The organism is Novosphingobium sp. GW835-FHT14H07, from assembly GCF_058793515.1.
In genome coordinates, this window is record NZ_JBXAFX010000001.1 from 120,996 (window position 1) to 147,809 (window position 26,814).

Consider the following 26,814-nt stretch of genomic DNA (forward strand, 5'->3'; position numbering starts at 1 on the left):
GGACCGGGAGCGAATGTTCCATCCCGGCGAACGAATGCGGAACGGATAAGCAACCTGTTGCGACTCGTCAAGCAATTCCGCCATTTTCGAGGAGGTAGATAGGAACATCCGTTCCGGCCGGTTTGGCCTCGGCCCCTGCTTCCCGCACGGCCAACGCGTTGGCCCTTGAAAGTGGAGAGAGCGCTCCGGAATCCTGGAGCGGGTCGAGCCTTACCGACGCTCCGTCCCATATCGCGCGCAGGAACTCCATTCGGCTCCCGCCCTGCGCCAGTGGCTCTGCAAGCCGGGCTGGGATGGCTTTTGGCAAAGGCGCACTCGCGCCGAGCATCGCTCTCAACAGGGGGAGCATGAACAGGTAGGCCGTAACGAAGGCCGAGGCTGGATTGCCGGGCAGGCCGAGAATGATCTGGGATCCACGCGTTGCCACCAGCAGCGGCTTGCCCGGCTTGATGCCGATGCGCCAGAAGTCGATCGAGGCGCCAACGGCCTCGAGCGCCGGGCGAACGAGATCGTGATCCCCGACTGACGCCCCGCCGCTTGTGACGATGATGTCCGAGCTGTTTGCCGCGTCCAGCGCGCGGACCAATTCTGCGAGTTCGTCCGCCACAGGACCGGCATGGCGGATATCGACCGGCAGGGAGGCGGCCATCGCACAGAGCATCGGCCCGTTGCTGGCGGGAAGCTGGTGCAGGTCGGGCAGGTGGCCGGGAGGAACCAGTTCGTCGCCGCTGTCGATGACGGTCAGGCTGACACGCCGGCGCACGGGGAGATGGCTGTGGCCACCGGCGATGGCGAGCGCGATTTGCGCAGGGCTAATGCGGCTACCCGCAGAGATCAGCGTTTCGCGAGAGCTGAAATCCATGCCTGCGGGTCGAACGTGGCGCGAAGCGGGCTGCGGTGGCTCGCCGGTCAAGCTCAGCTCGTTGCCGTTGCGCGCGCTGTCCTCCTGAAGCAGCACCATGTCCGCGCCTTTGGGCAGTATGGCGCCAGTGCTGATGCGGGTGGCTTCACCGGGGCCGACCTCGCCGCCGAAGGGGTGGCCGGCCGCGCTTTCACCGATCACGCGCCACGGGCCCGGAAGATCGGCACTGCGCATGGCATAGCCGTCCATCGCCGAAAGGGCTGCCGCTGGCTGCGTGCGCCGGGCAAGGAGGTCCTCGGCTAGGTAATGGCCAAGGCATTCGGCAACCGAGCGATGCTCGACGGGCAGCGAAGGCGCGAGCGCGAGCAACCGGCTCTGCGCTTCGGCAAGGGGTAGGGGCGGCGCTTTCATTCCGGAGCGCGCCAGGTTCCGGACTTGCCGCCCCGCTTCTCGATCAGACGGACACTTTCGATCACCATGCCTTTGTCGAGAGCCTTGGCCATGTCGTAGATCGTCAGCAGGGCGAGGCTCACCGCCGTCAACGCTTCCATCTCTACGCCCGTGCGACCGGTCAACGAAGCGGAGGCGGTGCATTCGATGCCGTCGGCGACGAAGGCGAAATCGATGTTGACCGCATCGAGCGCCAGTGGATGGCAGAGCGGGATGAGGTCGCCTGTCCTTTTCGCCGCCATGATCCCGGCAATCCGCGCTGGGCCAAGCACATCGCCTTTCGGAGCATTGCCGGACCTGATCGCCTCGAGCGTGGCGTCAGACATGCGGATCATACCACGCGCAATCGCGACGCGGTGCGTCTCGGTCTTGCCGCCGACGTCGACCATGCGAGCGGTGCCGGTCGAATCGAGATGGGTGAGGTCGTTCATCGTTGTCCCTGGAATGCTGAATGGGGGTTTACGGGGTTTACACTGTCCAGAGAGAACTGCGGAACGGGAGTTGGAACGCAGTTTTGGCGCGGATTTCCGGGGCTTTCAAGGTGCTTCGCTGACAGTCGGCACCATGGCAAAAACCTGCCCTGTAGGAAAGCGTTTCCAATCCGAAGTGACTACATATTGGAATTTCGTAAGCCTTCTGCCGCAATAAGCACATTGATGAATACTGTGCAGAACAAGAAGCGTGTTGCCATCATGATTGATGGCGAGAACGTGCCCGCAAGCACGATGTCAAAGATTGAAGCGATCGCAACGTCGTTGGGGGACGTGCAGTTGCGCCGTGTCTATGGAAACTTTGCAAACGGGGCGAATGGCGAATGGATAGACCATTCCAAAGACCATCCGCTCGATGTGAGACAGGTTACACCTTCAAAGAACAAGAAGAACACCACCGACATCGCCTTGGCTGTCGAGACAGTCGAAATCGTCCTGCGCAAGGGGTTTGATTGCGTCTGCATTGCATCGAATGACCGTGACTTTCAGCCACTTGTCGAATTTCTGCGCAGGGAGGGCGCCGAAGTGCATGGTTTCGGCGGTGATGCCGCTGACCTGAAACTCCGAAACAGTTGCTCGAAATACCATATCGTTCTGAACACGAGGAAGGCTGCCGCAACATCCTCTGAGAAAGTCGAGAAACCAACGGCAGCTGCGACCAAAGCCAAGCCCCCGCAAGAGCCGTCCAAATCGGAAGCCGCCAACTGGGCCAAAGTCAGGGAAGCTTTGAACGAGTTGGCCAACGAGCGGGAATGGGTGGCATTGCCGGAGCTCGCTACCGTCCTGAGCAAGGCGAAGCTCCAACCCGCCTCGTTCGGATCAAGGAGCTGGCTGCAAGTGTTCAAGAAGGACGGCCGCTTCGCCGTTGAAAAGATTGCGGGTTCCACCCAATCGCAGGTGCGGTTGGTGGCCTGACGTCACTTGCCGCCCTGCCAGCGCTCGCTATTGTCCCAAGTGTCAATAACGGGAGCGGTGGATGCGGAAGCGGTGGGTTTTGTTAGGAGCGGTCGTGCTGGCCGGGGGTGCCGGGTTTGCCTCGCTTGACAAGGAAACGCGGGGAATTCTTCTTGCGCTACCGACCAATGCCGACGTGCTGTCTTGGCGGGAAGGGCAGCGTGATGCGGCTTTCCGGGCGATGGACAGGTTGCCGTTTCTGGCCAAGGCCAACACGATTGCGCCTGCGGCCGAACCTTTGCCTCTTCCAGCAGGCAAGCCGCTGACCGTGCCGGGACTGGACGAATATATGGCAAGCCAGCGCACGGCGGGGTTGGTGATCGTGCAGGATGGCAAAGTGCGATTGGAGCGCTACGGGCTGGACTTCGATGCCAAGGGTCGTTGGACCAGCTTTTCGGTGGCGAAGTCATTCACCTCGACCCTTGTCGGCGCAGCCTTGCAGGATGGCGCGATCAGGAGCCTGGACGACAAGGTCAGCCAGTATATTCCTGGCCTCAAGGGCAGCGCTTACGATGACGTGAGCGTGCGACAGCTGCTGACCATGTCATCAGGCGTACGCTGGAACGAGGATTACGAAGACCCGAAGTCGGATGTTGCCGAGTTCAATCGGGCCCAGCCGGAGGACGGCCTCGATGCCACCGTCAGCTATATGCGCAAGCTGCCGCGCGCCTATCCGCCCGGGGAGGTGTGGCATTACAACACTGGCGAGACCAACCTGATCGGCGTGCTTGTGAGTTCGGCCACCGGCAAGTCATTGTCCGCCTATTTGCAGGAGAAGGTCTGGCAACCTGCCGGAATGGAAGCCGAGGCGACGTGGCTGTTGGGGAAGACCGGGCTCGAGATCGGTGGTTGCTGCCTGCAGGCCGCGACACGCGATTACGCAAGGTTCGGCCTGTTTGTGCTGAACGGTGGCAAGGGGCGCGATGGCAGGCAGATCGTGCCGTCGGACTGGTTCGCACAGGCGACGACCAAGCAGAGGGATATCGGCCGGGCAGGGCGCGGCTATGGCTTCCAGTGGTGGACCAATGACGATGGCACTTTCGCCGCCCAAGGCATCTTCGGCCAGGGCATCTTCATTGACCCCAAGCGCAAACTGGTGATTGCCAGCAATTCGGATTGGCCGCGCGCCAGCGCCGGACCACAGCCCGAGGCGCGCGAAAGCTTCTATCGGAAAGTTCAGGCCTTGATCGACGCGGGCAACTAGAGCGGTTTCCGCCCTAGCCCAGACGGTCAGCTTGCGATCGGCAACCTGACCGTTCCGTCCTGATCCCGCTCCATCGGAGAATAGGCGACGACTGCATTCAACGGCAGATCGCCGTAGATATGCGGGAAAAGCTGGCCGCCGCGCGACGGCTCCCACTTTACCGCAGAGCCAAGTGCGGCGAGATCGACGGCGGCGACGTGGAGATCGTCCTGCCCTGCGAAGTGCTTGTCGACGGTTTCGGTCAGCTGCGCCTCGGTCGACAGGTGGATGTAGCCATCCGCCAGATCGACCGCGGCACCCTTGAACACGCCGTCCGCTTCAAGCTGCGCCATCTGCGGGCCGGTCAGGACCTTGTAGGCGAGGAGGGGGAGGTCAGTCATTCGGCGGTGCCGTCTTCCGGTGCGGCGGGTGCTGCGCTTTCATTGCCGCTGCTGGGCTCGGTCGTCTCGGCATCCTCGCCTTCGCCTTCGGCAAGACGCACGGCGCTGACGACATGTTCGTCGCCCGAGACGTTGAACAGGCGCACGCCCGCCGAGCCGCGACCGATCACGCGAAGCGAATCGAGCGGCAGGCGGATCAGCTTGGCCTGATCGGTGACGAGCATGAGCTGGTCGGCCTGCGTCGCCGGGAAGCTGGCCACGACCGGGCCGTTGCGGGCAATGTTGTCGATATTGGTGATGCCCTGACCGCCACGTCCGGTGCGGCGGTATTCATAGGCCGAGGACATCTTGCCGTAGCCATTGGCGCAGACGGTAAGGATGAACTGTTCGCGTGCCTGAAGTTCGGCATAGCGCTCGGCCGACAAGGCCGGTTCGCCTTCCTTCTCGCCCTTCCAGGGTGCGAAGCGGACGTAGTCCTCGCGCTCGTCAGGCGTGGTGCCGACGCGGTGCAGGATCGACAGCGAGATGACCTCGTCGTCGCCCTTAAGCGTCATGCCGCGCACGCCGGTGGAGGTGCGGCTGGTGAATTCTCGGACTTCGTCGCCTGCGAAGCGAATGGCCTTCCCGGCGCGGGTGGCGAGCAGCACGTCGTCCGTTGCTTCGAGCAGGGCGACGCCGATCAGGCGATCGTCGCTGTCTTCATCGAACTTCATCGCGAACTTGCCGTTCGACGGAATGTTGGCGAAGGCATCCATCGAGTTGCGGCGGACATTGCCCTTGGCCGTGGCGAAGACGACCGAAAGCTTGCCCCATTCCGCCTCGTCTTCCGGCAGCGGCAGCACGGTGGCGATGGTCTCGTCCTTGTCGAGCGCCGGAAGCATGTTGATCACGGGGCGGCCGCGCGTGGTCGGCCCGCCTTCGGGCAGGCGCCAGACCTTGAGGCGATAGACCTTGCCCGCAGTCGAGAAGAACAGGACCGGAGTGTGGGTGCTGGTGACGAACATCGTCGCCACGGCATCCTCGTCCTTCGTCGCCATGCCTGAGCGGCCCTTGCCGCCACGGTTCTGGGCGCGGAAGGTGGAGAGCGGCGTGCGCTTGATATAGCCGTCAAGCGTGATGGTGACGACCATGTCCTCGCGCTCGATCAGGTCTTCGTCTTCGATGCCATCGGCAGGCGCGGTCAATTCCGAGCGGCGCGGCGTGGCGAAGGCCTGACGGACTTCGAGCAGTTCCTGGCGCATGACGCCGTAAAGCTTCACGCGGTCAGCCAGGATCGAGAGGTATTCGGCAATCGCGGTGGCGAGGCCTTCGAGTTCTTCACCGATCTCATCCCGGCCCAGCGCGGTCAGGCGGTGGAGGCGCAGGTCGAGGATGGCGCGGACCTGGATTTCGGACAGGCGATAGGTGGCAGCGCCGGCCACGCCGATGTCTTCGATGGCTTCGACCAGCTTGATGTACTGCGCGATCTCGCCCATCGGCCATTCGCGAGCGAGCAGGGTTTCGCGCGCCGTGGCGGGGTTCGGCGAGCCACGGATGATGCGCACGACCTCATCGAGGTTGGTCACCGCGATGACGAGGCCGAGCAGGATATGCGCCCGGTCGCGCGCCTTGTTCAGTTCGAACTTGGTGCGGCGGGTGATGACCTCTTCGCGGAAGCGGACGAAGGCTTCGATGATGTCCTTGAGGTTGAGGACTTCCGGACGGCCGCCACGGATGGCGAGCATGTTGGCCGGGAAGCTCGATTGCGCAGGGGTGTTGCGCCAGATCTGGTTGAGGACGACTTCGGGCGTAGCATCGCGCTTGAGATCGATGACGACGCGCACGCCTTCGCGGTTGGATTCGTCGCGAATGTCGGAAATGCCCTCGATCCGCTTGTCCTTGGCGGCTTCGGCGATCTTTTCGACAAGGCCGGACTTGCCGACCTGATAGGGAATCGAGGTGAGCACGATCGAGCGGCGATCGCCCCGGCCTTCCTCGATCTGGTGGCGGGCGCGCATGATGATCGAGCCGCGGCCTTCATGGTAGGCCTTGCGGGCGCCCGCGGTGCCGAGGATCAGCGGGGCCGTCGGGAAGTCCGGCCCTGGAATGATCTGGATCAGCTCGTCGATCGAGATCAGCGGGTTGTCCATGTAGGCAAGGCAGCCGTCTATCACTTCGCCGAGGTTGTGCGGCGGAATGTTCGTGGCCATGCCGACGGCGATGCCACCCGCGCCGTTGACCAGCAGGTTGGGGAAGCGCGCGGGCAGGACCTGCGGCTCATGCTCCGACCCGTCGTAGTTCGGGATGAAGTCGACCGTGTCCTTCTCGATATCGCCGAGCAGCGAATCCGCGACCCTGGCAAGGCGCGCTTCGGTGTAGCGCATCGAAGCCGGCGGATCGGGGTCCATCGAGCCGAAGTTGCCTTGCCCATCGATCAGCGGCAGGCGCATCGACCAGTCCTGCGTCATGCGCGCAAGGGCATCGTAGATCGCGGCGTCGCCGTGCGGGTGATACTTGCCCATGCAATCGCCGACGATACGGGCGGACTTGCGATAGGCCTTGGTCGACACGAAGCCGTTTTCGTGGCTGGTCCACAGGATGCGACGGTGGACCGGCTTCAGGCCATCGCGCACATCGGGCAGCGCGCGGCTGACGATCACGCTCATAGCGTAATCGAGGTAGCTGGTCTTCATCTCGTCGACGATGTCGATCCGCTGGAACTCGCCTTCCGGGGCGGGGACTGGGGGGTCGATGATCGTGGTGTCGTCGCTCACGGGAACTGCTTTTCGTTATAGCTACAAGGGATGAAAGATGGCCCTAGGCCAATTGCCGCACGATAGCCAGCAATCGGGCCACGGTGGGCCTGAAACGAAGCCGGTTTTCCACACCTGCGACCAGATGCATGAATATTCGGACGAGACGCCATTCAAATGGCGTTCACCGTGAAAAGGATAGTGCGCAAACCGTTGCCAAGGGCCCAATTCCGCGCCACTAGCGGGATCGACCAGAGGTGAGAGGACACCGGGGTGCGAAGGTGTCGGGGCAGGGTCGCTTCCGCCAGACGCATCCGGTCGAACAGGAGACGATTTCTATGCGTGCTACTTTCGGACTGATTGGCAAGACGGCGATGGCCCTCGCGCTTTCGGCCGGCGCACTGTCGGTCACGTCGACCGCGGCATTCGCCAAGGAAAAGGAAGCCAAGGCCGAGAAGGCCAGCTACTCGAAGGAATTCGTGGCCGCTGCCGGCCCGATCCAGAAGACCGTGACCGCGCTTGATGAAGCCAAGAAGAAGGGTGCCGATGCCGCTGCGCAGAAGGCGCTGCTGGCCAACGCTCCGGCTGAACTCGCTGCTGCCGAAGCTGCGATCAAGACACCGCTCGACCGCATGGCGGCAGGCGGCTGGGCTGTCAGCATCGGCGGTACGCTGAACGACATCGCGATGCGCCAGCGCGGCATCCAGAACATGCTCGACAGCGGGCAGGTTCCGGCAGCGAACGTGACCGAGTACCAGTTCTACCTCGGCAACTTCGCCTATTCGAACAAGGACTACGCCACCGCCGTCAAGGCGCTGACCCCGGTTGTCCAGGCGAACTACAAGGACGATACGGCAGCCGAGCTGCTGGCGGACTCGTACTCGCAGCAGGGCCAGAACGCTGAAGCGCTGACCGCGCTGAAGATGGCACTGGATGCGCGCAAGGCAGCCGGTGCCGAAGTGCCCGAAGGCTGGTTCAAGCGTGCAAACCTGATTGCCTACAAGAACAAGCTCGGGCCGCAGGCGATCGAATGGTCGACGCTGATGGTGGAAAACAACCCGACCCCGCTGAACTGGCTCGGTGCGGGCCAGCTGGTTCGCGAGTTCAGCCAGTTCACCAACCAGGAGTCGCTGGACCTCGGCCGTCTGCTGATGCGTTCGGGCGGTTTCCAGAACGATGCTAAGTACGTCGAGCGCGAATACGTCGAGTACATCGAAGCAGCTGACCCGCGTCGTCTGCCGGGCGAAGTGCTGAAGGTTGCCAACATGGGCGTGCAGGCCGGCGTGCTGAAGGCGAACGATGCTTTCGTCACGGACGCCATCTCCCAGGCCAAGGGTCGCATCGCGCCTGACAAGGCCTCGCTCCCGGCGCTGGACAAGGAAGCCCGCGCTGCCAAGGACGGCAAGAGCCCGATGGCCATGGCCGATGCGTACCTTTCGTACGACGAAGCCGCCAAGGCGGAAGAGTTCTACAAGATGGCCATCGAAAAGGGTGGCATCGACAAGGACCGTGCCCTGACTCGCCTCGGCATCGCGCAGCTCGACCAGGACAAGTTCGCCGACGCCAAGGCGACCTTTGCCCAAGTCGGCGGCGCCCGTGCAACGCTCGGCCGCCTGTGGCTGGCTTTCGCCAACACCCAGGCAAAGTAAGCCTGAGGCTTCTGGCAAACGAAAAGGGCGGCCTTCGCAGGCCGCCCTTTTTTGCTTCTGGAGCGATTGCCGTGGTCAGTTGACCGGAGCGAATGCTCCGCTGGGTTCGTCCAGCACATGCAGCACGCCGTCTGAAATCGCGAAGAATGCACCGCGAAGCTTGAGCTCGCCGCTCGCCTCCTTGCGGCGAACGCACGGGAATGTGCGCAGGTTGGCAAGGCTGGCACGAACGCCGGCCTGCTCCATCGCCCGCTCGGCTTCATGTCCTTCGGTCCCGAAGTGCGAGACGACGTCCTCTCGTGCATCGTCGAGCAGTGAAATCCAGTCCGCCACAAAGCCGCCTTCACCCGGCTCAGTGCCCTTGAGGCTCTGTGTCAGGGCTGCCTTGCAGCCGCCGCACATGCCGTGGCCCATGACCACGACTTCCTTGACCTTCAGCACCTGTACCGCGAATTCCAGCGCCGCCGAAACGCCGTGATGGCCGGGATTGGTTTCGAACGGAGGCACCATAGCCGCCACGTTGCGGACCACGAAGATTTCGCCCGGATCGACATCGAAGATCTGTGCCGGATCGACCCGGCTATCGGAGCAGGCAATGATCATCACCTGCGGTTCCTGACCCTCGCGCAGTTCGCGCCAGCGCTCAAGCTTCGGGGTCCAGCCGCTTTCGCGGAAGCGGCGATAGCCTGCAATGAGGCGGTCGAGTTCGGGAGATGCCTGGGTCATGGCCTGAGCTAATGACCACATAGATTGGGTCTTTCAAGTGCTGGCGTAACGGCTTATCTGGGCGCCATGACCGAACCGGCCCAGAATCTCCGCCCCGAGCGCCAGCGCAAGCCCGACTGGATCCGCGTCAAGGCTCCGACCAGCAAGGGCTATGGCGAGACTCGCGCCCTCATGCGCGAACTCGGGCTGAACACCGTGTGCGAGGAAGCGGCCTGCCCGAACATCGGCGAATGCTGGACCAAGAAGCACGCCACGGTGATGATTCTCGGCGAGGTCTGCACCCGCGCCTGTGCGTTCTGCAACGTGAAGACCGGGATGCCGCGCGCTGTCGATCCGATGGAGCCGATGAACGTGGCGACGGCTGCGGCGAAGATGGGGCTTGAGCACATCGTCATCACCTCGGTCGACCGGGACGACCTGCCCGACGGCGGTGCCGGCCACTTCGTCAAGGTGATCAAGGCTCTGCGCGAGCTCACACCCAACACCACGATCGAGATTCTGACGCCCGATTTCCGCAACAAGATGGAAGCGGCCGTCGAATCGATCGTCGAGGCGGGGCCGGACGTCTACAATCACAATCTCGAGACGGTCCCCCGCCTCTATCCGACGATCCGTCCAGGCGCGCGCTATTATGCGTCATTGCGTCTGCTCGAGCAGGTCAAGCGCCACGATCCGCGCATCTTCACCAAGTCGGGCATCATGCTGGGCCTTGGTGAAGAGCGCCTCGAGGTTCACCAGGTCATGGACGACATGCGTTCAGCGCAGATCGACTTCCTGACCATGGGACAATATCTGCAGCCGACGCCGAAGCACGCCAAGGTGATCGATTTTGTTACGCCGAAGGCATTCGAGGCGTATGGCTCGATCGCGCGCGCCAAGGGCTTCCTGCAGGTTGCGGCGAGCCCGCTGACCCGTTCCAGCTATCACGCAGGCGACGATTTCCGCGCGATGCGCGCCGCGCGCGATGCCCAGTTGGCCAAGGCTGCGGCCAAGGTCGGAATGTAGGCCTGACTTGCCGAGAATTACCGAAACCCGGACGCTGCAATGGTCGGCCGAACAGATGTTCGACCTTGTTGCCGACGTGCGTCGTTATGCGGAGTTCCTGCCGTGGGTGGTCGCCACCCGGATCAAGTCCGATAGCGAAAGCGAGATGATCGCCGACATGCTCGTAGGCTTCAGCGCACTGCGCGAGAAGTTCACCTCGCGCGTGGTCAAGGACCGACCGCGGTCGATCAAGGTCGAGTACATTGACGGCCCGCTCAAGCGGCTCGAGAACGACTGGACGTTCCGGGAAGGGCCCGACGGGGGGTGCGTGATCGACTTCTGCGTCGATTTCACGTTCCGCAGCGCGATCTTCGAAAAGCTCGCCGGGCAGTATCTCGACGCGGCGTTCCGCAAGATGGTCGCCGCGTTCGAGAAGAGGGCCGAGCAGCTTTACGGCAGCAAGAGTTCCAGCGCGGTGAGCGTCGCCTGAAAGCGCACTTCGGCTCGCGTGCTGGCGCTGTCGAACAGTTTGAGCTCCGCGTTGGTTGCTTCGGGGTCCTCGCCGCGCTTGGCGCAGGCAAAGACGACGGTGCCGACCGGCTTCTGTTCCGAACCACCATCCGGCCCGGCGACGCCCGTGATGGCCACGGCGACATCGGCCCCGGACTTCTTGAGCGCCCCTTGCGCCATCGACCACGCGACGGCGATCGAAACTGCACCGAAGGTATCGATGAGATCTTCCGAGACGCCGAGAAGCTGGTTCTTGGCCTCGTTCGAATAGGTCACGAAGCCGCGATCGAGCACGGCGGAGCTGCCGGGGACTTCGGTAAGGGCCGCAGCGACAAGCCCGCCGGTGCAGCTTTCGGCTACCGCGACCTTGCGGCCGAGAGCGGCATTCTCGGCAATCACGCGACGGGCAAGATCGCCAATTTCTTCAGGAAGCAGGCTTTCCATCGGCATTGATCAGGCCGCCGGCTTGCAGATCGGGAACGACGAGGCTTTGCCGGGCTTCGGCTTGTCCGCCATGACCAGGATGAAGGTCACCAGCTCTGCCGTGTTTTCCGGCGGAAGTGGCGAGAGAATGCGCACGCCGCGTTCGATAGCAGTGCACTGATCGGGCTTGATCTCGCCGCTGACCATTTCGCTGACCATCGCCTCGACGAAGGGCTGAATGGCGTTGTCGGGCAGGTTCTGCATCATGTCCGCCATCTTGGCGTCCTTCGAACCGCCAAGCTTGAGGAATGCGGATTTGGCGAGCGGCCAGTTCTGATCCTTGCGCGCGGCATAGCGGTTCAGGAATTCGCTGCCCCGGGTGGCGAAGTAGCCATTTGCGGCAAGGTGCGGCTTGCAGCCCTTCATCGTGCCGTCGATGACCGAGGGCAGGGCGTAGCCGACCAGCGCGGTCACTTCGCTTTCACTGAGACAAGGCGCCGTTGCTGTTGCGGCCTGCGCCATCTGGGCCTGCATGAGCGCTGCACCCGCAAGCGCGCCGAAAAGAATACGGGAAGAGACCATAACGTCTTTGCTCCTGCGGATCAGCGGGGGACGACCGTCGCCACCGCTTGTGCCGCGATACCTTCGCCCCGGCCGGTGAGGCCGAGGCGTTCCGTAGTCGTCGCCTTGACTGAGACGGCACTTGAGTCAATCCCGAGAATCCGGGCAAGTGCCTCACGCATCGAGAACTTGTGCGGCCCGATCTTCGGGGCCTCGCAGATAATGGTAACATCCACATTGCCGATCTCGTACCCGCCATCCCGGACGAGATGTGCAGCGTGCGCGAGGAAGCGGTTGGACGATGCGCCTTTCCACTGCGGGTCGGATGGCGGGAAGTGATCGCCGATATCGCCCATGGCCACGGCGCCCAGCAGCGCATCGACCAGTGCATGGATTGCAACGTCGGCGTCCGAATGGCCGGACAGCCCCTTGCTGTGCGCGATCTTCACGCCACAGAGCCAAAGCTCCTCGCCCTCGACCAGGCGATGCACGTCAAAGCCCATGCCGGTGCGGGGCAATCGGGTCATGTCCTGTTCCTCAAGGTCGGCGGCGAATGTGATCTTGCGCAGAACTTCGTCGCCATTGGCAAGCAGCACATTAATGCCGGCTGAGGCGGCAACCTGTGCATCGTCGCCCGCGTCGGGCTCGCCGGTCCACGCCTGGTGCGCAGCGAGGATTGCGGCGTAGTCGAAGGCCTGCGGTGTCTGGACGCGGTAGAGTTCCTCGCGAATGACCTTTTCCGCCATCGCGTCGTCGGCGCCGCGGATCATGCTGTCGACCACGGGGAGGACCGGGATCGCGGCGAGGCCACGGTCGAGAGTGCCTAGAAGTGAAGCGATCACGGCCTGTGGCAGCGCTGGGCGTGCCGCGTCGTGGATCAGCACGCGCGCGGGCGCGTCGTGCTGCAGTGTTTCCAGGGCGAGGCGGACGGATTCCTGCCGCGTGGCGCCGCCGTGCGTGAACCTGATGCCGGGAAGGCCCGAAAGCGCCTGCGCCGCCTCGGCCTCAAAGCCCTGTGGTATGGCGACGACGATCGGGGCGATGCCCGCTTCCACCAGTGCTTCGACCGAATGGCGGACGAGAGGCTTTCCGCGCCATGCGACGAACTGCTTGGGCACGCTGCCGCCGGTGCGCGAGCCCTTGCCCGCGGCCACGACGACGGCGGCAACCGGCCCGGTGCGGGAGGGAAGGGGATCGCTCATTCGCGGCGCCTCTACCAGCGCTTGGGGCGGATGAGCAACCGTCTTGCCGTTTCACCTGTAATCGACTAAGCGCCTGCCTGTTTTTTAGGCAGATTTGATCCCGATGTCCTATGCTCCCGTCCCGCCCGTGCTCAAGCCCATCCAGGTCGGCCCTGTAACGGTCGATTGCCCGGTCGTGCTCGCACCGATGACCGGGGTTTCGGACCTGCCGTTCCGCACGATCGTGCGTCGCTTCGGCTCGGGTCTCAACGTGACCGAGATGATCGCCAGCCCAGCTGCCATCCGCGAGACGCGCCAGTCGATCCAGAAGGCAGCCTGGCATCCGATGGAAGAGCCGGTTTCGATGCAACTGGTGGGCTGTGACCCGGCGCAGATGGCCGAAGCGGCGAAGCTGGTCGAGCAGCAGGGCGCGGCGATCATCGACATCAACATGGGCTGCCCGGTGCGCAAGGTGGTGAACGGCGATGCCGGTTCCGCACTCATGCGTGACATCCCGCTCGCCACACGCCTGATCGAGGCAACGGTCAAGGCGGTGAAGGTGCCGGTGACCGTGAAGATGCGCATGGGTTGGTGCCACGACAGCCTCAACGCGCCGGAACTCGCGCGGATTGCCGAAGACATCGGTGCGAAGATGATCACGGTCCACGGCCGCACCCGCAACCAGATGTACAAGGGCAATGCCGACTGGGGTTTCGTGCGCAGCGTGAAGGACGCGGTGTCGATCCCGGTCATCGTCAATGGCGATATCTGCGGGATCGAGGACGTTGCCGCCGCGATCGAACAGAGCGGTGCCGATGGCGTGATGATCGGGCGCGGGTCCTACGGGCGGCCGTGGCTGCTCGGCCAGGTCATGCACTGGCTGGAGACGGGCGAGCGCCTGGCCGATCCAACTCTCCCCGAACAGTATGCGCTGATCGTCGAACACTACAAGGCGATGCAGGAGCACTACGGGACGGTCACCGGGGTCAACATGGCTCGCAAGCACATCGGGTGGTATACCAAGGGCCTCCACGGTTCGGCCGATTTCCGCAACAAGGTCAACTTCATCGACGACCCCAAGGCGGTGCTCGCAAATCTGGCCGATTTCTACAAGCGCGCGATCGAGCACAGCCTTTCGGCACAGGTGGGGCAGCGCGCGGCGGCATGAGCTTGCTGCCCGACTGGCGCAGGACCGAGCCCGGGCAGAAGCCCGATCCCAAGCGCGTCGTCGCCAGCCTGCCGCTCGCCCTGTTGCAGCTCGATCCGGAGCTGGTGGTGGCTTCGGTCAACCCCGCCGCCGAGCAACTGATGGGCCAGAGCTACCGGCGCCTGGTCGGCAAGTCCGTGGCGGAACTGTTCGAATTCGAGGAACCGCTGATCCTCGGGCGTCTGGCAGATGGCGAGGCGAATCTGTTTGCACGCGGCGTGGGCGTGCGGATCATGGGGCAGCCGGTGCGCACGTTCGACGTGATGACGAGCCCGGTGACCCATTGTCCGGGCTGGCAATTGCTGATGCTGCACGAAGGCGTCGGCGTCGAGGCGCTGACCGGCGACGGGCGAGGCGCGGGCGGCGGCGAGGGCGTGGCCCTGCGTGCGCCGGAAGTGCTGGCGCACGAGATCAAGAACCCGCTTGCCGGCATCCGCGGCGCGGCGCAGCTGCTCGACCGCAAGCTGAGCGAACGCGACCGGGCAATGACCGGGCTGATCACGGCCGAGGTCGACCGGATTGCCAAGCTGATCGACCAGATGCAGTCGCTGTCGCGGCGCAGTGCCGAGCCGGCGCAGGAGTGCAACCTGCATGAGGCCGTTCGGCGCGCCGAGGCGGTGCTGGTGGCCGGGCACCCTTCGAACGTGGTGATCGAGGAGGAGTTCGACCCATCGCTTCCCCCGGTGACAGCCAATGCGGATTCGCTGGTGCAGGTCCTGCTCAACCTGTTGAGCAACGCGCGGGAAGCCTGCCAGCACCAGCTGCAGCCGCGAATTTCGGTGCGTACGCGCTTTGCCAGCGGCATCCAGCTGCATGTCGGGCCGGGCGGAAAGCCGTTGCGCCTGCCGATCGAGCTGCGCGTGTCAGACAATGGCCCGGGCATCGACCCCAAGCTGCGCGATCACATCTTCGAACCGTTCGTGACCGGCAAAAAGAGCGGGCAGGGCCTTGGCCTTGCGCTGGTCCAGAAGCTGGTGCGTGAAATGAACGGGCGCATCACGCATGACCGGGACGAGGCCAACGGCCTCACCCATTTCCGTATTCACCTCCCCGTTGCCGGATCGGTGCCCTGATGACCAAGCGCGTTCTTCTGGTCGAGGACGACGCCTCGATCGCCCTCGTCATCACTGCTGCCCTTGAAGCCGAAGGCTTCGACGTCGATCACTGCGATTCGGTCGCTGGGCGTGACCGGCATCTTGCGGGCGCTGACTATCGCCTGTTGCTGACCGACGTGATGCTGACCGACGGCGACGGGATCGAAACGCTGGGATCGGTGCGCGATGCACATCCCTCCATGCCGATCATTATCCTTTCAGCGCAGAACACGCTGGATACGGCGGTGCGCGCCAGCGAGACCGGAGCGTTCGAATACTTCCCCAAGCCCTTCGACCTCGAGGAACTGGTCCGCACGGTCACGCAGGCCATCGGCAAGGCCGAAGCCGCCGAGATCGACGTGCCGCAGGACGTCACGCAGGGCCTTCCGCTGGTTGGCCGTAGCGCCGCAATGCAGGCGGTCTACCGCATGATAACGCGGGTCTTGCGCAACGATCTGACCGTGCTGATCCTGGGCGAATCCGGGACGGGCAAGGAGCTTGTGGCTGAAGCGATCCACCAGCTCGGCAATCGCCGGTCCGGGCCCTTCGTGGCCGTCAATACCGCTGCCATCCCCGCCGAGCTGATCGAGAGCGAGCTGTTCGGCCACGAGAAAGGTGCATTCACGGGCGCAGTTGCCCGCTCGATCGGCAAGTTCGAACAGGCGAGCGGTGGCACATTGTTCCTCGATGAAATCGGCGACATGCCCATGCAGGCCCAGACGCGCCTGCTGCGCGCCTTGCAGTCTGGACGGATCCGTCGCGTTGGCGGGCGTGACGAGATCACACTGGATTGCCGGATCGTCGCCGCCACCAATCGCGATCTCCTGCCGATGATTGCCGCAGGGACGTTCCGCGAAGACCTTTACTATCGCCTGGCCGTGGTGCCGATCGAGCTGCCACCGTTGCGAGACCGGGCAGACGACATCGAGGCTCTCGCCCGCCATTTTCTGGCGAATGCCGCAGCCGAAGGCCTGCCTCGCCGCCAGTTGACCCAGTCCGGCGCCGAGCTGCTGTCGCGCCAGCCGTGGCGGGGCAACGTGCGCGAACTGCGCAACTTCATCTATCGGCTCGCCCTGCTGGCACGCGACGAGATCATCGACGCCACTGTGATCGAACCCTTGCTTGTTCACGCTGAAGGCAGCTCTCCGGCTCAGGAACTGCAGCACACGACCGAATCTGCTCAAAGCGACATCGCCGTGGCTGTAAAGCATTGGCTTTCGAGCAACAGTCCGGCACCCGGAGACGTCTATGACGCAGCGCTCGCCGCATTCGAACGCCCACTATTTGCAGCGATCCTCAGCCAGACCGGTGGCAACCAGCTGCGCGCTGCCCAAATCCTCGGCATAAATCGCAATACGTTGCGGAAGCGGCTGTCCGAGCTTGGCATTATTGCGGAGGACTTCGCCCTGCGCGACTGATGGTTTGCGACACTTGTCGTCCACCGCCAGACACTCGTCGGTTTCCTCTTGCATTTCTGCAACAGTGGTGTTGTGATCATGCAACGATGATGCAGGAGTCTAGAGTCACGGTCCGCAGGATGCCGCGATGGGTGCGGCGAATGGCCGTCGGCCTGCGTCGCGCAAACGTGTTCTTCCTGCTCGAAGTGGCGGCCTCTACGGTCCTTGCGTTGATGCTGGCAGTCAGCTGGCTGACGGTCACCGGCAGCGGCAGCGAAGGCCAGATCCTGCCTTCGCGCCTCACGTCGAGTCTTCTGATCGGAACGCTTGTCCCGGCCATGGCCCTCCAGATACTGTGGGGCCGGAGACTGGCAATCAGACGCGCCGCGCAAAGCGTGCTTGGATCGAGCGGGCGCCTCCACGTCCGCCTGGTCTGGTTGTTCTCGCTGATCGCAGCAATCCCGACGCTTCTGGTCGTGATCTTCGCCTCTTTCCTGTTCCAGTCCGGCGTCGAATTCTGGTTCTCTGACAATTCCCGCGGAATGCTGGAGAATGCAAACAAGCTCGCGCGGGGCTATTACGAGGACAAGCTGCGCGACGTCGGCAACGAAACGGTCACCATGGCTGGTGACATTCGCGATTACCTCGACCAGGCGCCGATCACCTCAACCGAATTTGCCGAAGGGTACTCCTTCCAGGTTCTCAGTCGCCAGCTCAACGAGTCCGCGATCCTCGAACGCGCAGGCGACGGCACGCTTCGCACTGCCGCCATAGTAGATCCCGAAAAGACCGACCGCCAGCAGCGCGTGACGCAGGCGGATCTGAAACGTCTCGATGCCGGCGAAGCCGTGGTCGTCCGCGCATCGGCCGAACGGATCGAGGCGGTAACGCCCATCGACAAGGCCCGAGGCATCTATCTCTTTGCCGCGCGGACGTCGAACGCACTTGCGCTCCAGCAGTGGGAGCGAGCGCAGACCGTGCTCAAGTCCTACGACATGCTGACGACGCGGGCGAGGGCGCTGCAGTTGCGCTTCAACCTCGCCCTGTTCGGTGTCAGCCTCGCACTGGTGGGGGTTGCGGTATGGGCAGCTCTGCGCTTTGCCGACAGGCAGGTGGCGCCGCTTGCCGAACTGGTTTCCGCAGCCCGAACCATCGGTAGCGGGAATTTCTCGATGCGCGTGGCGCAGAGCAGCGGGACCGATGAGGTCGGGCTGCTGGCGCGTGCCTTCAATCGCATGACCCAGCAGCTCGAAGGCCAGACGCAAGCTCTCGTTACCGCCAATGCGCAGCTCGAGGTGCGACGCGCGTTCATCGAGGCCGTTCTGGAATCGATCACGGCGGGCATCGTGTCAATCGGGCGCGATGGCGCGGTTCAGTTGATCAACTCTTCTGCACAGCGCGTGCTTCTTGCGGACGCGGCCCAGAACCCGATCGGCCGTCCCCTCGCGGAAGTTTCACCGGTTTTTGCGCAGCTCGTGAACTCGGGCCAGCCCAACAACGTGATCCAGTATCCGCTCGATGGTGACCTGCGCACGCTGGCGGTGCGCGTCGTGCAGGACAGCAACGGTCACGTCATCACTTTTGAGGACATTACCCGGCAACTGCTCGATCAGCGTCGCGCGGCTTGGTCGGACGTGGCCCGCCGCATCGCCCACGAGATCAAGAACCCGCTGACACCGATCCAGCTGGCAACCGAACGTCTGCGCCGCCGTTATGGCCGCCAGATCGAGAATGATCCCGAATTGTTCGAGGAATTGACCAGCACCATAATCAGGCAGGTCGGCGATCTGAGGAAGATGGTGGACGAATTTTCCTCGTTCGCCCGGCTGCCCAAGCCTGTCTTCCGGGCCGAGGACGCCAGCGACCTCGTCAGGCAATCCCTGTTCCTGCAGGAAGTGGCGCATACCGGGATCGATTTCAGCTTCGCCTGCGATGCCGCGTCGATGCCGTTGCAGTGCGATCGCCATCAGTTCGGTCAGGTGATGACCAATGTTCTGAAAAATGCCGTCGAAGCCATTGAAACGCGGGCAAAGAGCGAGGACGTCGATTACCGTGGGCGCGTGGCGGTGACCCTGGCTGGAGACCACGACACGGTGACCGTCAGCGTCACCGACAATGGCATCGGGCTTCCAGCGGAGCGCGAGCGCATTCTCGAACCGTACATGACCACCCGGGAGAAGGGCACTGGCCTGGGCCTCGCCATCGTTCACAAGATCGTCGAGGAGCACGGCGGCGAAATGGCCTTCACCCCCGAGCCGGGCGGAGGGACACGCGTGACCATGCGCTTTGCCCGCGACCCGCTTTCCACATCAAGCGCAATGGCCGAACAGGACTGACAGGACCCAAGCAATGGCACTCGATATCCTCATCGTAGACGACGAACGCGACATCCGCGAACTGGTCGCAGGCGTTCTCTCCGACGAAGGCTATGGCTGCAGGCTTGCGGCGGACAGCACCTCGGCACTTGCCGCGATCGACGAGCGTCGGCCCAGCCTTGTACTGCTGGACGTCTGGCTGCACGGCAGCCCGATGGATGGACTGGAAGTCCTCGACGAGATCAAGAAGCGCGAGCCAGAGCTGCCCGTCATCATCTTCTCAGGGCACGGCAACATTGACACAGCCGTTTCCGCGATCAGCCGCGGGGCCATGGATTTTCTCGAAAAGCCCTTCGAGGCCGAGCGTCTGTTGCTGCTGGTGGAACGGGCGACCGAGACCGAGCGCCTGCGCCGTGAGAACGCCCGCCTGCGCCAGGGTTTTGCCATGGCCGAGGAGTTCACCGGCAACAGTTCGGCGATCAACCAGGTGCGCGCGACACTCAAGCGCGTTGCCAACACCGGTAGCCGCCTGCTGATTACCGGCCCGGCCGGTTCCGGCAAGGAAGTTGCTGCGCGCCTGCTCCATTCCTGGAGCCCGCGGGCGCAGAGCCCGTTCATCACCGTCAATTCCGCCCGCATCACGCCCGAGCGCTTTGAACAGGAGCTGTTCGGAGAGGAAATCGACGGCAAGCTGGTGAGGGCGGGGCTGCTCGAGATGGCGGACGGGGGAACGCTCTTCCTGGACGAAGTGTCCGACATGCCCGCCTCCAGCCAGGCACGTATCCTGCGCGTGCTGACCGAGCAGTCCTTTGCAAGGGTCGGCGGCCACCGCCAGCTGCGGGTGGACGTCCGCGTAGTGTCGTCCTCGTCGCGCCCGCTGGAAAAGGAGATCGCCGAAAGGCGGTTCCGCGAAGACCTCTATTATCGGCTGAACGTGGTGCCGGTTGCCATTCCGTCGCTGATCGACCGGCGCGACGACATTCCGCCGTTGGTGGACCACTTCTTCGCCCGGTACGCCAGCGAACAGGGCGTGGCGCCGCCTGCAATCTCGCCCGAGGCGATGGCGGCCCTGCAAAGCTATGACTGGCCCGGCAACGTGCGCCAGCTTCGCAACGTTGTCGAACGGACGGTGATTCTGGCACCGCGTGACCGGTTGGCGCGGATCGACTCGGACATGTTGCCGTCAGAGATCGTCAGCACTCCGATGGGCGGAGAGTCCGCAGGTTCTGCCCTGATGGGCGTGCCACTGCGCGAGGCGCGGGAGAATTTCGAACGCGAGTATCTGAAGGTCCAGATAAGGCGGTTTTCCGGAAATATTTCAAAGACTGCGAGCTTCATCGGCATGGAACGCTCGGCCCTGCACCGCAAGCTCAAGCTGTTGGGAATGGCGGAGCGTCGGGAGGATGAGGACGACGAATAATCGCGCGACCGATTGATTTCTCGCGTGTGAATACGCATTAATTCGGAACCCTGTGCAATTTCCCATGTTTACGGAACGCGCGGGGGGACATAAACTCGTCAATGAACCCGGCCAGAGTGCGATCAGCACGAAGGCCAGATCGCGAAGGCCCCCGCAGGGCTGAGCCAATAGAAAACGGAGTCACGTGAAATGACCGGAAAGACCTTGTCTGCCCGCCCTCGGCCCAAGCCCGAACCCGCTCCAGTCGCGGAAGCTTCGGCACCGGTAACCGGCCCGAGCGGAGGTAAGGGGCAGAACCTTCAGGACCTTTTCCTCAACCACCTGCGCAAGAACAAGATCCCTGTCACGATGTTCCTCGTGAAGGGTGTCAAGCTGCAGGGCATCGTCACGTGGTTCGACAACTTCTCGATCCTGCTGCGCCGCGATGGCCAGTCGCAGCTGGTCTACAAGCACGCGATCTCGACGATCATGCCCGGGCAGCAGCTTTCGGTTGCGCACTTCCAGACGGGTGGTGAGGAAAACGGCAAGAAGGCCCGCTTGCTGCAAGAAGTGTTCTTGTCCAGCGTGCGCGATTCCGGCGTGCAGGTGACGATGTTCCTCGTGAACGGCGTCATGCTGCAGGGCAAGGTCGCGTCCTATGATCTCTTCTGCATGCTGCTCGAGCGCGAAGGATACGTACAGCTCGCCTACAAGCATGCCGTTTCGACAATTCAGCCTGCCGGTCATGTTGATCTCACCGGCGACTGGGATGGTGAGGATTCCTGAGTACTTTTGAATTTGGCAACAACACCGGCGAAATAGCCGGTGAAGTCACCCGTGGCGCGCGCGCCGTTGTCGTCCTCCCCGATATCAAGCAACGGGGAGGGGGGCTTGGCTCGGATGCGGAAAGCCGCCTTGAAGAAGGGCAGGGCCTCGCCCGCGCCATTGGCATCGAAGTGGTCGATGCCTTCATCCTGCCGATCCGCGCCGTCCGCCCCGCTACCCTGTTCGGTGAGGGGCAGGTGGAACGCATCGGCGTGGCCTGCAACCAGTCAGACGCCGAACTGGTCATCGTCGACGGCTCGCTGTCGGCAATCCAGCAACGTAACCTTGAGGAAAAACTCAAGCGCAAGGTCATCGACCGGACCGGCCTGATCCTCGAGATCTTCGGCGAGCGTGCGGCAACCGCCGAGGGGCGGCTGCAGGTCGAACTGGCGCATCTCGATTATCAGGCCGGGCGACTGGTGCGATCATGGACACACCTTGAGCGTCAGCGCGGTGGCTTCGGCTTCCTTGGTGGCCCGGGCGAGACCCAGATCGAGGCGGACCGTCGCCAGATCCGCGGACGCATGGCGCGGCTCCGCAAGGAACTGGAACAGGTCCGGCGCACGCGCGGCCTCCACCGCGAACGGCGGCAGCGAGCGCCTTGGCCGGTGATTGCTCTGGTGGGCTACACCAATGCCGGCAAGTCCACGCTGTTCAACCGCCTGACAGGCGCTGACGTCATGGCGGAAGATCTCCTGTTCGCCACGCTTGATCCGACGATGCGGGCAATCCGGCTGCCGGGCGTCGAGAAGGCCATCCTGTCGGACACCGTGGGCTTCATCTCCGAGCTGCCGACGCAACTGGTCGCGGCCTTCCGCGCCACGCTCGAGGAAGTCACGGCGGCGGACGTGATCGTGCACGTGCGCGACGTTTCCAATCCCGCGACGGCGGATCAGAAGGCTGAAGTCGAACAGATCCTCGCCGACCTTGATGTGATCGGGGAAGGGGGCTCGAAGATCCCGATTGTCGAGGCGTGGAACAAGTGGGACCTGCTGACTGCCGAAGAGCAGGCGATGCGCCGGGACCTCATTGCCGCGCGCATTGCCGAAAGTCCGGTGGTGCCGATCTCGGCCTGGACCGGCGCGGGTGTCGATGCGCTGCTCGAGCAGCTGGGCCAGATGCTCACCGGCGGGGCGCAGATGCTGGAGTTTACGATTCCTTTGTCAGACGGTCAGCGCATTGCCTGGCTGCACGCCCACGGCGATATCCTGGAGGAAGCCGAGGCGGAAACTGCGGGTGGCGATCCGGCGCTGCGCATCAAGGTGCGGTTGACCCAGCGTGACCTAGGCCGTTTCACCGCGCTCTGACGCTTTCACTGCCTGCCAAAGCTCTTCCTGCTGGTCGAGGGTCAGCTGCGCAAAGCGGCCCTCGGCCAGTTGCTCCATGCCCCTGAAGCGCCGCTCGAACTTGGCGTTAGCCTGGCGCAGCGCTTCTTCCGGCGCGACGCCTTGCTTGCGCACAAGGTTGACCGCCGCAAAAAGCAGGTCACCGGCTTCCGCAACGCGCTCAGAGTCTGAGGAAGCTTCTGCAAGCTCTTGTATCTCTTCATAAACCTTGGCAGCTGCGCCGGATGGGTCGGGCCAATCGAAGCCTTGCCTGACAGCGCGCTTCTGGAGCTTTTCGGCCCGCATCAGCGCCGGAAGCGCCAGCGCTACGCCGTCCATGGCACTGGTCGCCCCCTTTGACCTGCGTTCAGCGGCCTTGGCGCTCTCCCAGCGGTCCTCACGCGACTGGCCTTCGTCAGGCTCGTTGCCAAACACATGAGGATGGCGTGCTTCCATTTTCGCGGAAATGGCTTCCGCCACGTCCTCGAACGAGAACAGACCGAGTTCTTCGGCCATGCGTGCATGGAACACGACCTGAAGCAACAGGTCGCCAAGTTCTTCCTTCAGCGCGGCCATGTCGTTGCGGGCGATGGCATCATCGACTTCGTAAGCTTCCTCGATAGTGTACGGCGCGATCGTTGCGAAAGTCTGCGCGCAATCCCATTCGCAACCGCGCGCCGGATCTCGCAAGCGGGCCATGATGGCTAGGAGCCGCGATAGATTGGGCGTGGAAGCTGCGCTCATGGTATTTTCCCGGTTCGGTTGACCGGAGTTAGGGTGTCGATCCAACCGGCCAAATCAGATTTGATAATAATGATTATGTAAACTAAGCACGGAGAGGAGCGCGTCGTCACCATCCCAGCACGGAGAATACCAGAGCCACGACGATAAACAGAAAGGCCCATAAAGCGGCCATTCTCAAGCCGTCAGACAATCCGATCTCACGGCCCTTTAAGTTGGCGACGGCCAAGACAAGCGCCATGGAAATGCCAATGATGCGCACTGTGTCGTAGCTGTCCATGCGGCACCGCCTTAGAGATTTACTTCGAGCCCGTCGTACGCAGGTTCGACATGGTCCGGAGTTTCGGCGCACAATGTCCGGTAATCCATCGACTTGTCGAGATGCGTCAGGATGCCGTGTCCTGCTCTTGTGGCTTCGATCAGTTCGAGCGCCATGCCCAGATGCGAATGCGTCGGATGCGGCTGCCGCCTGAGGCAATCGACGACCAGAACGTCGACCTTGTAGAACAGGTCCATCATTTCATTCGTAATTTCGCTGAAGTCTGTGGCATAACCAATTGTTTTTCCGCCCTGATCAAAGCGAAACGCGGTGGACTGCGCCGGACCGTGCGGCATCTGGCAATGACCGATGCCAATGCCGCACAACATCCTGACACGGTCGAGATTGTCCAGCTCTACAATGGTATGATAACCGTGCTGCCCGGCGAAGACATACCCGAAGCGTTGGCGCAGTCGGCGGACGGTCTCGCTTGCCGCATAGCCCGGAATGGGTCCTGCTCGACCGTAACGGAGCGGCCTGAGGTCATCGATCCCATGGCAGTGGTCGGCGTGGTCGTGAGTCCACAGTACCCCATCAACGCGATCGATGCCGCAACTGAGAAACTGCTGCCGCAGGTCCGTCGGGGTGTCGACCAGCAGGCGACTGCCGTCAAAGCCTTCGATCATGATGGCAACCCGGGTGCGCCGGTTTCTCGGCTCGTTCGGATCGCAATCGCCCCAATCGTTGCCGATGCGCGGCACGCCCGTCGACGTGCCGGAGCCGAGGATCGTCAGCTTCACAGGCTGGCCTTGCTGAACAGCTTGAAGAAATTGGCGCCGGTGCGATCCGCAAGGGCTTCCTGCGAGGTTCCACGCAGGCCAGCGACGAAGGCGCAAGTGTCCGACACGAACGCCGGTTCGCAGGTCTTGCCCCGGTGCGGCACCGGCGCCAAGAACGGCGCGTCGGTTTCGACCAGGATTCGATCTTCAGGCAGTTCGGCGGCAATCGCTTGCAAGTCCTTGGCATTCTTGAACGTCACGATGCCGGAAAGCGAGATTGACAGGCCCAGTTCCAGCATCCTGGCAGCAAACGTCGCGGATGCGGTGAAGCAGTGGATCAATGCGGGGAAGGCTCCCTTCCCCATTTCTTCCTCGATGATCCGCGTCGTGTCGTCTTCCGCATCGCGCGTGTGGACGATGAGTGGCAGGCCGGTTTCGCGGGCCACGCGGATGTGGACCCGGAACAGGTCCCGCTGCACCTGCCGGTCCGAATGGTCGTAATAGTAATCCAGCCCGGTTTCGCCAATGCCGATGACCCGCGGGTGCGCGGCGGCTTCCAGCAGCGCAGCCTCGCCCAGATCTGCATGACCATCAGCCTCGTGCGGATGGATGCCGATGCTCGCCCAGACATCGCTTTCGCGCTCAGCCGTGGCGACGATATCGGCCCACTCGCGCTGGCGGGTCGAGATGTTGAGAAAGCCGCGTACGCCGGTTTCGCGCGCACGCCCGAGAACCTGGGCCTGATCTTCGACCAGACCCTTGTAGTTGAGATGGCAATGCGAATCGATCAGCATCATGCCGAGGCAGGCTCCTCGGGCATTTCGAGGCGCGGGAACGCCGGCACCGGCTGCGCGAGCTTTTCACCGGCAGCCACGCGCGCCAGATACCAGTCGGCATCGGTCAGGGCTGCAAAGGTGCGAGCGTCGCCGGGTACGCCGAGCTGGTCGAGGACCTTGGCAGCAGCGGCGGGCACCACCGGCGCAATCGCGATTGTCAGATCCCTGATGGCCATGAACAGGGTAAGCAGCACCGCCTTCATTCGTTCCGGATCGGTCTTGCGCAGGGCCCAGGGGGCCTGCTCGTCAACGTAGGCATTGCATGCGAAGACAGCGCGCATCCACGCATCGATACCTGCAGAGAAGTTCAGTGCCTCGAACTCGCGCGGCAGCTCGTCCCGGCAGGCTGTGAACACGGTGGCGAGCAGCGCATCGTCAGCTTCGGCGCTTGCAAACTTCTCAAGTGTCCCGTCCATGTTCTTGAAAATCATGGACAGTGTTCGCTGGACAAGATTGCCGTAGCTGTTTGCCAACTCTGCATTGCAGCGCGTGACAATCGCTTCCGGGGAGTACGACCCGTCCTGCCCGAAGGCGACTTCGCGCATGAGGAAATAACGCAGCGGATCGACGCCAAAACGCTCCGCCAGTTCCAGCGGATCGGTGACGTTGCCGAGCGACTTGGATTCCTTCTGCCCGCGGTTGAGCAGGAAGCCATGGCCGAAGACCTGCTTGGGCAGGGCGATGTTCGCGCTCATCAGGAACGCCGGCCAGTAGACCGTGTGAAAGCGGACGATGTCCTTGCCGATCAGGTGGAGGTTCGCTGGCCAATACCTTGCAAAGTCGCCGGATTCATCGGGAAACCCGAGCCCGGTGACGTAGTTCGTCAGCGCATCGACCCACACGTACATGACGTGGCCGTCGCTGCCCGGCACCTTCACGCCCCAGTCGAAGCTGGTGCGCGAGACCGAGAGATCGCGCAGACCGCCTTCGACGAAGCGCATCACCTCGTTGCGGCGGCTGTCGGGCTGGATGAATTGCGGGTTCTCGTTGTAGAGCTTCAGGAGAGGCTCGGCGTACTTCGAGAGGCGGAAGAACCAGGATTCCTCGACGGTCCACTCTACCGGTGTTCCCTGCGGCGAGAGCTTCTCGCCCCCTTCCCCGGCCACCAGTTCACTTTCATCATAGAACGCTTCGTCGCGGACCGAGTACCAGCCTTCGTAGCGATCAAGGTAGAGATCGCCGCTGGCTTCCATGCGCCGCCAGAGTTCCTGGGTCGAGGCGTGATGGCGTTCTTCTGTTGTCCGGATAAAGACGTCGTACGAAACGTTAAGCTCATCGCACATCTTTATGAAATACGAGGACATTTCGTCTGAAAGTTCGCGCGGCGTTATGCCCAGCTCGCGCGCCTTCTGCGCCATCTTCAGGCCGTGTTCGTCCGTGCCCGTCTGGAAGCGCACGTCGCGCCCCATGGCCCGCTGGAACCGCGCGATCACGTCAGCCGCAATCGCTTCGTAGGCATGGCCGATGTGCGGCTTCCCGTTGGGGTAGGAAATGGCGGTGGTGATGTAGAAGGGTTCGCCCATTGGGCCA

The 26,814-nt window shown here is 63.2% G+C and carries 25 protein-coding genes; 12 read left to right on the plus strand and 13 right to left on the minus strand.

Features of this window, described 5'->3' with window-relative positions; translation table 11 throughout:
- Positions 1 to 67: 67 nt before the first annotated feature.
- A complete protein-coding gene (locus AC1Q5P_RS00590) occupies positions 68 to 1,273 on the minus strand; it encodes a molybdopterin molybdotransferase MoeA (RefSeq protein WP_492517866.1) in 1,206 nt (401 codons plus the stop codon).
- Positions 1,270 to 1,743 carry a cyclic pyranopterin monophosphate synthase MoaC gene (gene moaC, locus AC1Q5P_RS00595; protein ID WP_492517867.1) on the minus strand — a complete coding sequence of 158 codons (474 nt, stop codon included), beginning with the start codon at positions 1,741 to 1,743 and terminating at the stop codon, positions 1,270 to 1,272. Before moaC ends, AC1Q5P_RS00590 begins: the two co-directional genes overlap by 4 nt.
- Before the next feature lie 225 nt (positions 1,744 to 1,968).
- Here moaC and AC1Q5P_RS00600 point away from each other — a divergent pair, with 225 nt between their 5' ends.
- Entirely contained in the window at positions 1,969 to 2,718 is a 750-nt protein-coding gene (locus AC1Q5P_RS00600) for an NYN domain-containing protein (RefSeq protein ID WP_492517868.1), read from the plus strand.
- A 61-nt stretch (positions 2,719 to 2,779) separates the two neighbouring features.
- Positions 2,780 to 3,961 carry a serine hydrolase domain-containing protein gene (locus AC1Q5P_RS00605; protein ID WP_492517869.1) on the plus strand — a complete coding sequence of 394 codons (1,182 nt, stop codon included), beginning with the start codon at positions 2,780 to 2,782 and terminating at the stop codon, positions 3,959 to 3,961.
- 26 nt (positions 3,962 to 3,987) lie between these two features.
- Here AC1Q5P_RS00605 and AC1Q5P_RS00610 read toward each other — a convergent pair whose 3' ends face one another.
- Both AC1Q5P_RS00610 and gyrA read right to left on the minus strand, forming a co-directional pair.
- A complete protein-coding gene (locus AC1Q5P_RS00610) occupies positions 3,988 to 4,341 on the minus strand; it encodes a DUF952 domain-containing protein (RefSeq protein WP_193828191.1) in 354 nt (117 codons plus the stop codon).
- Positions 4,338 to 7,094, minus strand: a complete 2,757-nt coding sequence (gyrA, locus tag AC1Q5P_RS00615) for a DNA gyrase subunit A (protein WP_492517870.1) — start codon at positions 7,092 to 7,094, stop codon at positions 4,338 to 4,340. The genes AC1Q5P_RS00610 and gyrA overlap by 4 nt, the downstream gene beginning before the upstream one ends.
- 317 nt (positions 7,095 to 7,411) lie before the next feature.
- On the opposite strand from gyrA, the gene AC1Q5P_RS00620 reads away from it, so the two are divergent.
- Entirely contained in the window at positions 7,412 to 8,722 is a 1,311-nt protein-coding gene (locus tag AC1Q5P_RS00620) for a tetratricopeptide repeat protein (protein WP_492476351.1), read from the plus strand.
- Between the two features lie 75 nt (positions 8,723 to 8,797).
- Here the strand turns inward: AC1Q5P_RS00620 and AC1Q5P_RS00625 are convergent, their stop codons facing one another.
- Positions 8,798 to 9,448 (minus strand): carbonic anhydrase, encoded by a 651-nt coding sequence (locus AC1Q5P_RS00625; protein WP_039331031.1) that lies wholly within the window; start codon positions 9,446 to 9,448, stop codon positions 8,798 to 8,800.
- Between the two features lie 66 nt (positions 9,449 to 9,514).
- Here AC1Q5P_RS00625 and lipA point away from each other — a divergent pair, with 66 nt between their 5' ends.
- Entirely contained in the window at positions 9,515 to 10,453 is a 939-nt protein-coding gene (lipA, locus tag AC1Q5P_RS00630) for a lipoyl synthase (RefSeq protein ID WP_039331029.1), read from the plus strand.
- A 7-nt stretch (positions 10,454 to 10,460) separates the two neighbouring features.
- On the plus strand, positions 10,461 to 10,922 hold the full coding sequence (locus tag AC1Q5P_RS00635; RefSeq protein ID WP_062348447.1) for a type II toxin-antitoxin system RatA family toxin: 462 nt from the start codon (positions 10,461 to 10,463) through the stop codon (positions 10,920 to 10,922).
- On the opposite strand, the gene AC1Q5P_RS00640 is transcribed toward AC1Q5P_RS00635, so the two are convergent.
- From AC1Q5P_RS00640 to AC1Q5P_RS00650, 3 genes are read right to left on the minus strand one after another with little or no spacing between them, the layout of a single operon-like run.
- The gene (locus tag AC1Q5P_RS00640) at positions 10,883 to 11,386 is read right to left on the minus strand and encodes a CinA family protein (protein WP_156135681.1); all 504 of its coding nucleotides are present in this window, start codon (positions 11,384 to 11,386) and stop codon (positions 10,883 to 10,885) included. The genes AC1Q5P_RS00635 and AC1Q5P_RS00640 overlap by 40 nt on opposite strands.
- A gap of 9 nt (positions 11,387 to 11,395) precedes the next feature.
- Positions 11,396 to 11,947: a hypothetical protein gene (locus tag AC1Q5P_RS00645; RefSeq protein ID WP_156452232.1), complete on the minus strand. Its 552-nt coding sequence runs from the start codon at positions 11,945 to 11,947 to the stop codon at positions 11,396 to 11,398.
- Positions 11,948 to 11,967: 20 nt separating this feature from the next.
- The gene (locus AC1Q5P_RS00650) at positions 11,968 to 13,128 is read right to left on the minus strand and encodes a bifunctional 2-C-methyl-D-erythritol 4-phosphate cytidylyltransferase/2-C-methyl-D-erythritol 2,4-cyclodiphosphate synthase (protein ID WP_492517871.1); all 1,161 of its coding nucleotides are present in this window, start codon (positions 13,126 to 13,128) and stop codon (positions 11,968 to 11,970) included.
- 103 nt (positions 13,129 to 13,231) lie between these two features.
- Here AC1Q5P_RS00650 and dusB point away from each other — a divergent pair, with 103 nt between their 5' ends.
- The 7 genes from dusB to hflX all read left to right on the plus strand — a co-directional run bounded on the left by dusB (position 13,232) and on the right by hflX (position 22,651).
- Positions 13,232 to 14,275 carry a tRNA dihydrouridine synthase DusB gene (gene dusB / locus AC1Q5P_RS00655; RefSeq protein ID WP_492517872.1) on the plus strand — a complete coding sequence of 348 codons (1,044 nt, stop codon included), beginning with the start codon at positions 13,232 to 13,234 and terminating at the stop codon, positions 14,273 to 14,275.
- A complete protein-coding gene (locus tag AC1Q5P_RS00660) occupies positions 14,272 to 15,387 on the plus strand; it encodes a two-component system sensor histidine kinase NtrB (RefSeq protein WP_039331021.1) in 1,116 nt (371 codons plus the stop codon). The genes dusB and AC1Q5P_RS00660 overlap by 4 nt, the downstream gene beginning before the upstream one ends.
- Entirely contained in the window at positions 15,387 to 16,826 is a 1,440-nt protein-coding gene (locus AC1Q5P_RS00665; RefSeq protein WP_492517873.1) for a sigma-54-dependent transcriptional regulator, read from the plus strand. The genes AC1Q5P_RS00660 and AC1Q5P_RS00665 overlap by 1 nt, the downstream gene beginning before the upstream one ends.
- A 140-nt stretch (positions 16,827 to 16,966) precedes the next feature.
- The gene (locus AC1Q5P_RS00670) at positions 16,967 to 19,141 is read left to right on the plus strand and encodes a sensor histidine kinase (RefSeq protein WP_062348434.1); all 2,175 of its coding nucleotides are present in this window, start codon (positions 16,967 to 16,969) and stop codon (positions 19,139 to 19,141) included.
- A gap of 13 nt (positions 19,142 to 19,154) precedes the next feature.
- Complete coding sequence (ntrX, locus tag AC1Q5P_RS00675) at positions 19,155 to 20,540, plus strand: nitrogen assimilation response regulator NtrX (protein WP_062348433.1); 1,386 nt, start codon at positions 19,155 to 19,157, stop codon at positions 20,538 to 20,540.
- A gap of 189 nt (positions 20,541 to 20,729) precedes the next feature.
- The gene (hfq, locus tag AC1Q5P_RS00680) at positions 20,730 to 21,305 is read left to right on the plus strand and encodes an RNA chaperone Hfq (RefSeq protein WP_082013224.1); all 576 of its coding nucleotides are present in this window, start codon (positions 20,730 to 20,732) and stop codon (positions 21,303 to 21,305) included.
- Positions 21,302 to 22,651, plus strand: a complete 1,350-nt coding sequence (gene hflX / locus AC1Q5P_RS00685; RefSeq protein WP_492517993.1) for a GTPase HflX — start codon at positions 21,302 to 21,304, stop codon at positions 22,649 to 22,651. Before hfq ends, hflX begins: the two co-directional genes overlap by 4 nt.
- On the opposite strand, the gene mazG is transcribed toward hflX, so the two are convergent.
- From mazG to metG, 5 genes are all read right to left on the minus strand, one after another.
- A complete protein-coding gene (mazG, locus tag AC1Q5P_RS00690; protein ID WP_492517874.1) occupies positions 22,628 to 23,413 on the minus strand; it encodes a nucleoside triphosphate pyrophosphohydrolase in 786 nt (261 codons plus the stop codon). The two genes, hflX and mazG, sit on opposite strands and share 24 nt — an antisense overlap.
- Before the next feature lie 106 nt (positions 23,414 to 23,519).
- Positions 23,520 to 23,690, minus strand: coding sequence for a hypothetical protein (locus AC1Q5P_RS00695; RefSeq protein ID WP_156452231.1), 171 nt, complete (start codon positions 23,688 to 23,690; stop codon positions 23,520 to 23,522).
- Between the two features lie 11 nt (positions 23,691 to 23,701).
- The gene (locus AC1Q5P_RS00700; protein ID WP_492517875.1) at positions 23,702 to 24,469 is read right to left on the minus strand and encodes an MBL fold metallo-hydrolase; all 768 of its coding nucleotides are present in this window, start codon (positions 24,467 to 24,469) and stop codon (positions 23,702 to 23,704) included.
- Positions 24,466 to 25,242 (minus strand): TatD family hydrolase, encoded by a 777-nt coding sequence (locus AC1Q5P_RS00705; RefSeq protein WP_492517994.1) that lies wholly within the window; start codon positions 25,240 to 25,242, stop codon positions 24,466 to 24,468. The genes AC1Q5P_RS00700 and AC1Q5P_RS00705 overlap by 4 nt, the downstream gene beginning before the upstream one ends.
- Positions 25,242 to 26,807, minus strand: a complete 1,566-nt coding sequence (gene metG, locus AC1Q5P_RS00710; protein ID WP_492517876.1) for a methionine--tRNA ligase — start codon at positions 26,805 to 26,807, stop codon at positions 25,242 to 25,244. Before metG ends, AC1Q5P_RS00705 begins: the two co-directional genes overlap by 1 nt.
- Between the last annotated feature and the right edge of the window lie 7 nt (positions 26,808 to 26,814).

Coding starts and splice junctions, on each gene's coding strand:
- AC1Q5P_RS00590 (WP_492517866.1), bottom strand. CDS start 1,273: ATGAAAGCGCCGCCCCTACCCCTTGCCGAAGCGCAGAGCCGGTTGCTC.
- moaC (WP_492517867.1), bottom strand. CDS start 1,743: ATGAACGACCTCACCCATCTCGATTCGACCGGCACCGCTCGCATGGTC.
- AC1Q5P_RS00600 (WP_492517868.1), top strand. CDS start 1,969: ATGAATACTGTGCAGAACAAGAAGCGTGTTGCCATCATGATTGATGGC.
- AC1Q5P_RS00605 (WP_492517869.1), top strand. CDS start 2,780: ATGCGGAAGCGGTGGGTTTTGTTAGGAGCGGTCGTGCTGGCCGGGGGT.
- AC1Q5P_RS00610 (WP_193828191.1), bottom strand. CDS start 4,341: ATGACTGACCTCCCCCTCCTCGCCTACAAGGTCCTGACCGGCCCGCAG.
- AC1Q5P_RS00620 (WP_492476351.1), top strand. CDS start 7,412: ATGCGTGCTACTTTCGGACTGATTGGCAAGACGGCGATGGCCCTCGCG.
- AC1Q5P_RS00625 (WP_039331031.1), bottom strand. CDS start 9,448: ATGACCCAGGCATCTCCCGAACTCGACCGCCTCATTGCAGGCTATCGC.
- lipA (WP_039331029.1), top strand. CDS start 9,515: ATGACCGAACCGGCCCAGAATCTCCGCCCCGAGCGCCAGCGCAAGCCC.
- AC1Q5P_RS00640 (WP_156135681.1), bottom strand. CDS start 11,386: ATGGAAAGCCTGCTTCCTGAAGAAATTGGCGATCTTGCCCGTCGCGTG.
- AC1Q5P_RS00645 (WP_156452232.1), bottom strand. CDS start 11,947: ATGGTCTCTTCCCGTATTCTTTTCGGCGCGCTTGCGGGTGCAGCGCTC.
- AC1Q5P_RS00650 (WP_492517871.1), bottom strand. CDS start 13,128: ATGAGCGATCCCCTTCCCTCCCGCACCGGGCCGGTTGCCGCCGTCGTC.
- dusB (WP_492517872.1), top strand. CDS start 13,232: ATGTCCTATGCTCCCGTCCCGCCCGTGCTCAAGCCCATCCAGGTCGGC.
- AC1Q5P_RS00660 (WP_039331021.1), top strand. CDS start 14,272: ATGAGCTTGCTGCCCGACTGGCGCAGGACCGAGCCCGGGCAGAAGCCC.
- AC1Q5P_RS00665 (WP_492517873.1), top strand. CDS start 15,387: ATGACCAAGCGCGTTCTTCTGGTCGAGGACGACGCCTCGATCGCCCTC.
- AC1Q5P_RS00670 (WP_062348434.1), top strand. CDS start 16,967: ATGGCCGTCGGCCTGCGTCGCGCAAACGTGTTCTTCCTGCTCGAAGTG.
- ntrX (WP_062348433.1), top strand. CDS start 19,155: ATGGCACTCGATATCCTCATCGTAGACGACGAACGCGACATCCGCGAA.
- hfq (WP_082013224.1), top strand. CDS start 20,730: ATGACCGGAAAGACCTTGTCTGCCCGCCCTCGGCCCAAGCCCGAACCC.
- mazG (WP_492517874.1), bottom strand. CDS start 23,413: ATGAGCGCAGCTTCCACGCCCAATCTATCGCGGCTCCTAGCCATCATG.
- AC1Q5P_RS00695 (WP_156452231.1), bottom strand. CDS start 23,690: ATGGACAGCTACGACACAGTGCGCATCATTGGCATTTCCATGGCGCTT.
- AC1Q5P_RS00705 (WP_492517994.1), bottom strand. CDS start 25,242: ATGCTGATCGATTCGCATTGCCATCTCAACTACAAGGGTCTGGTCGAA.
- metG (WP_492517876.1), bottom strand. CDS start 26,807: ATGGGCGAACCCTTCTACATCACCACCGCCATTTCCTACCCCAACGGG.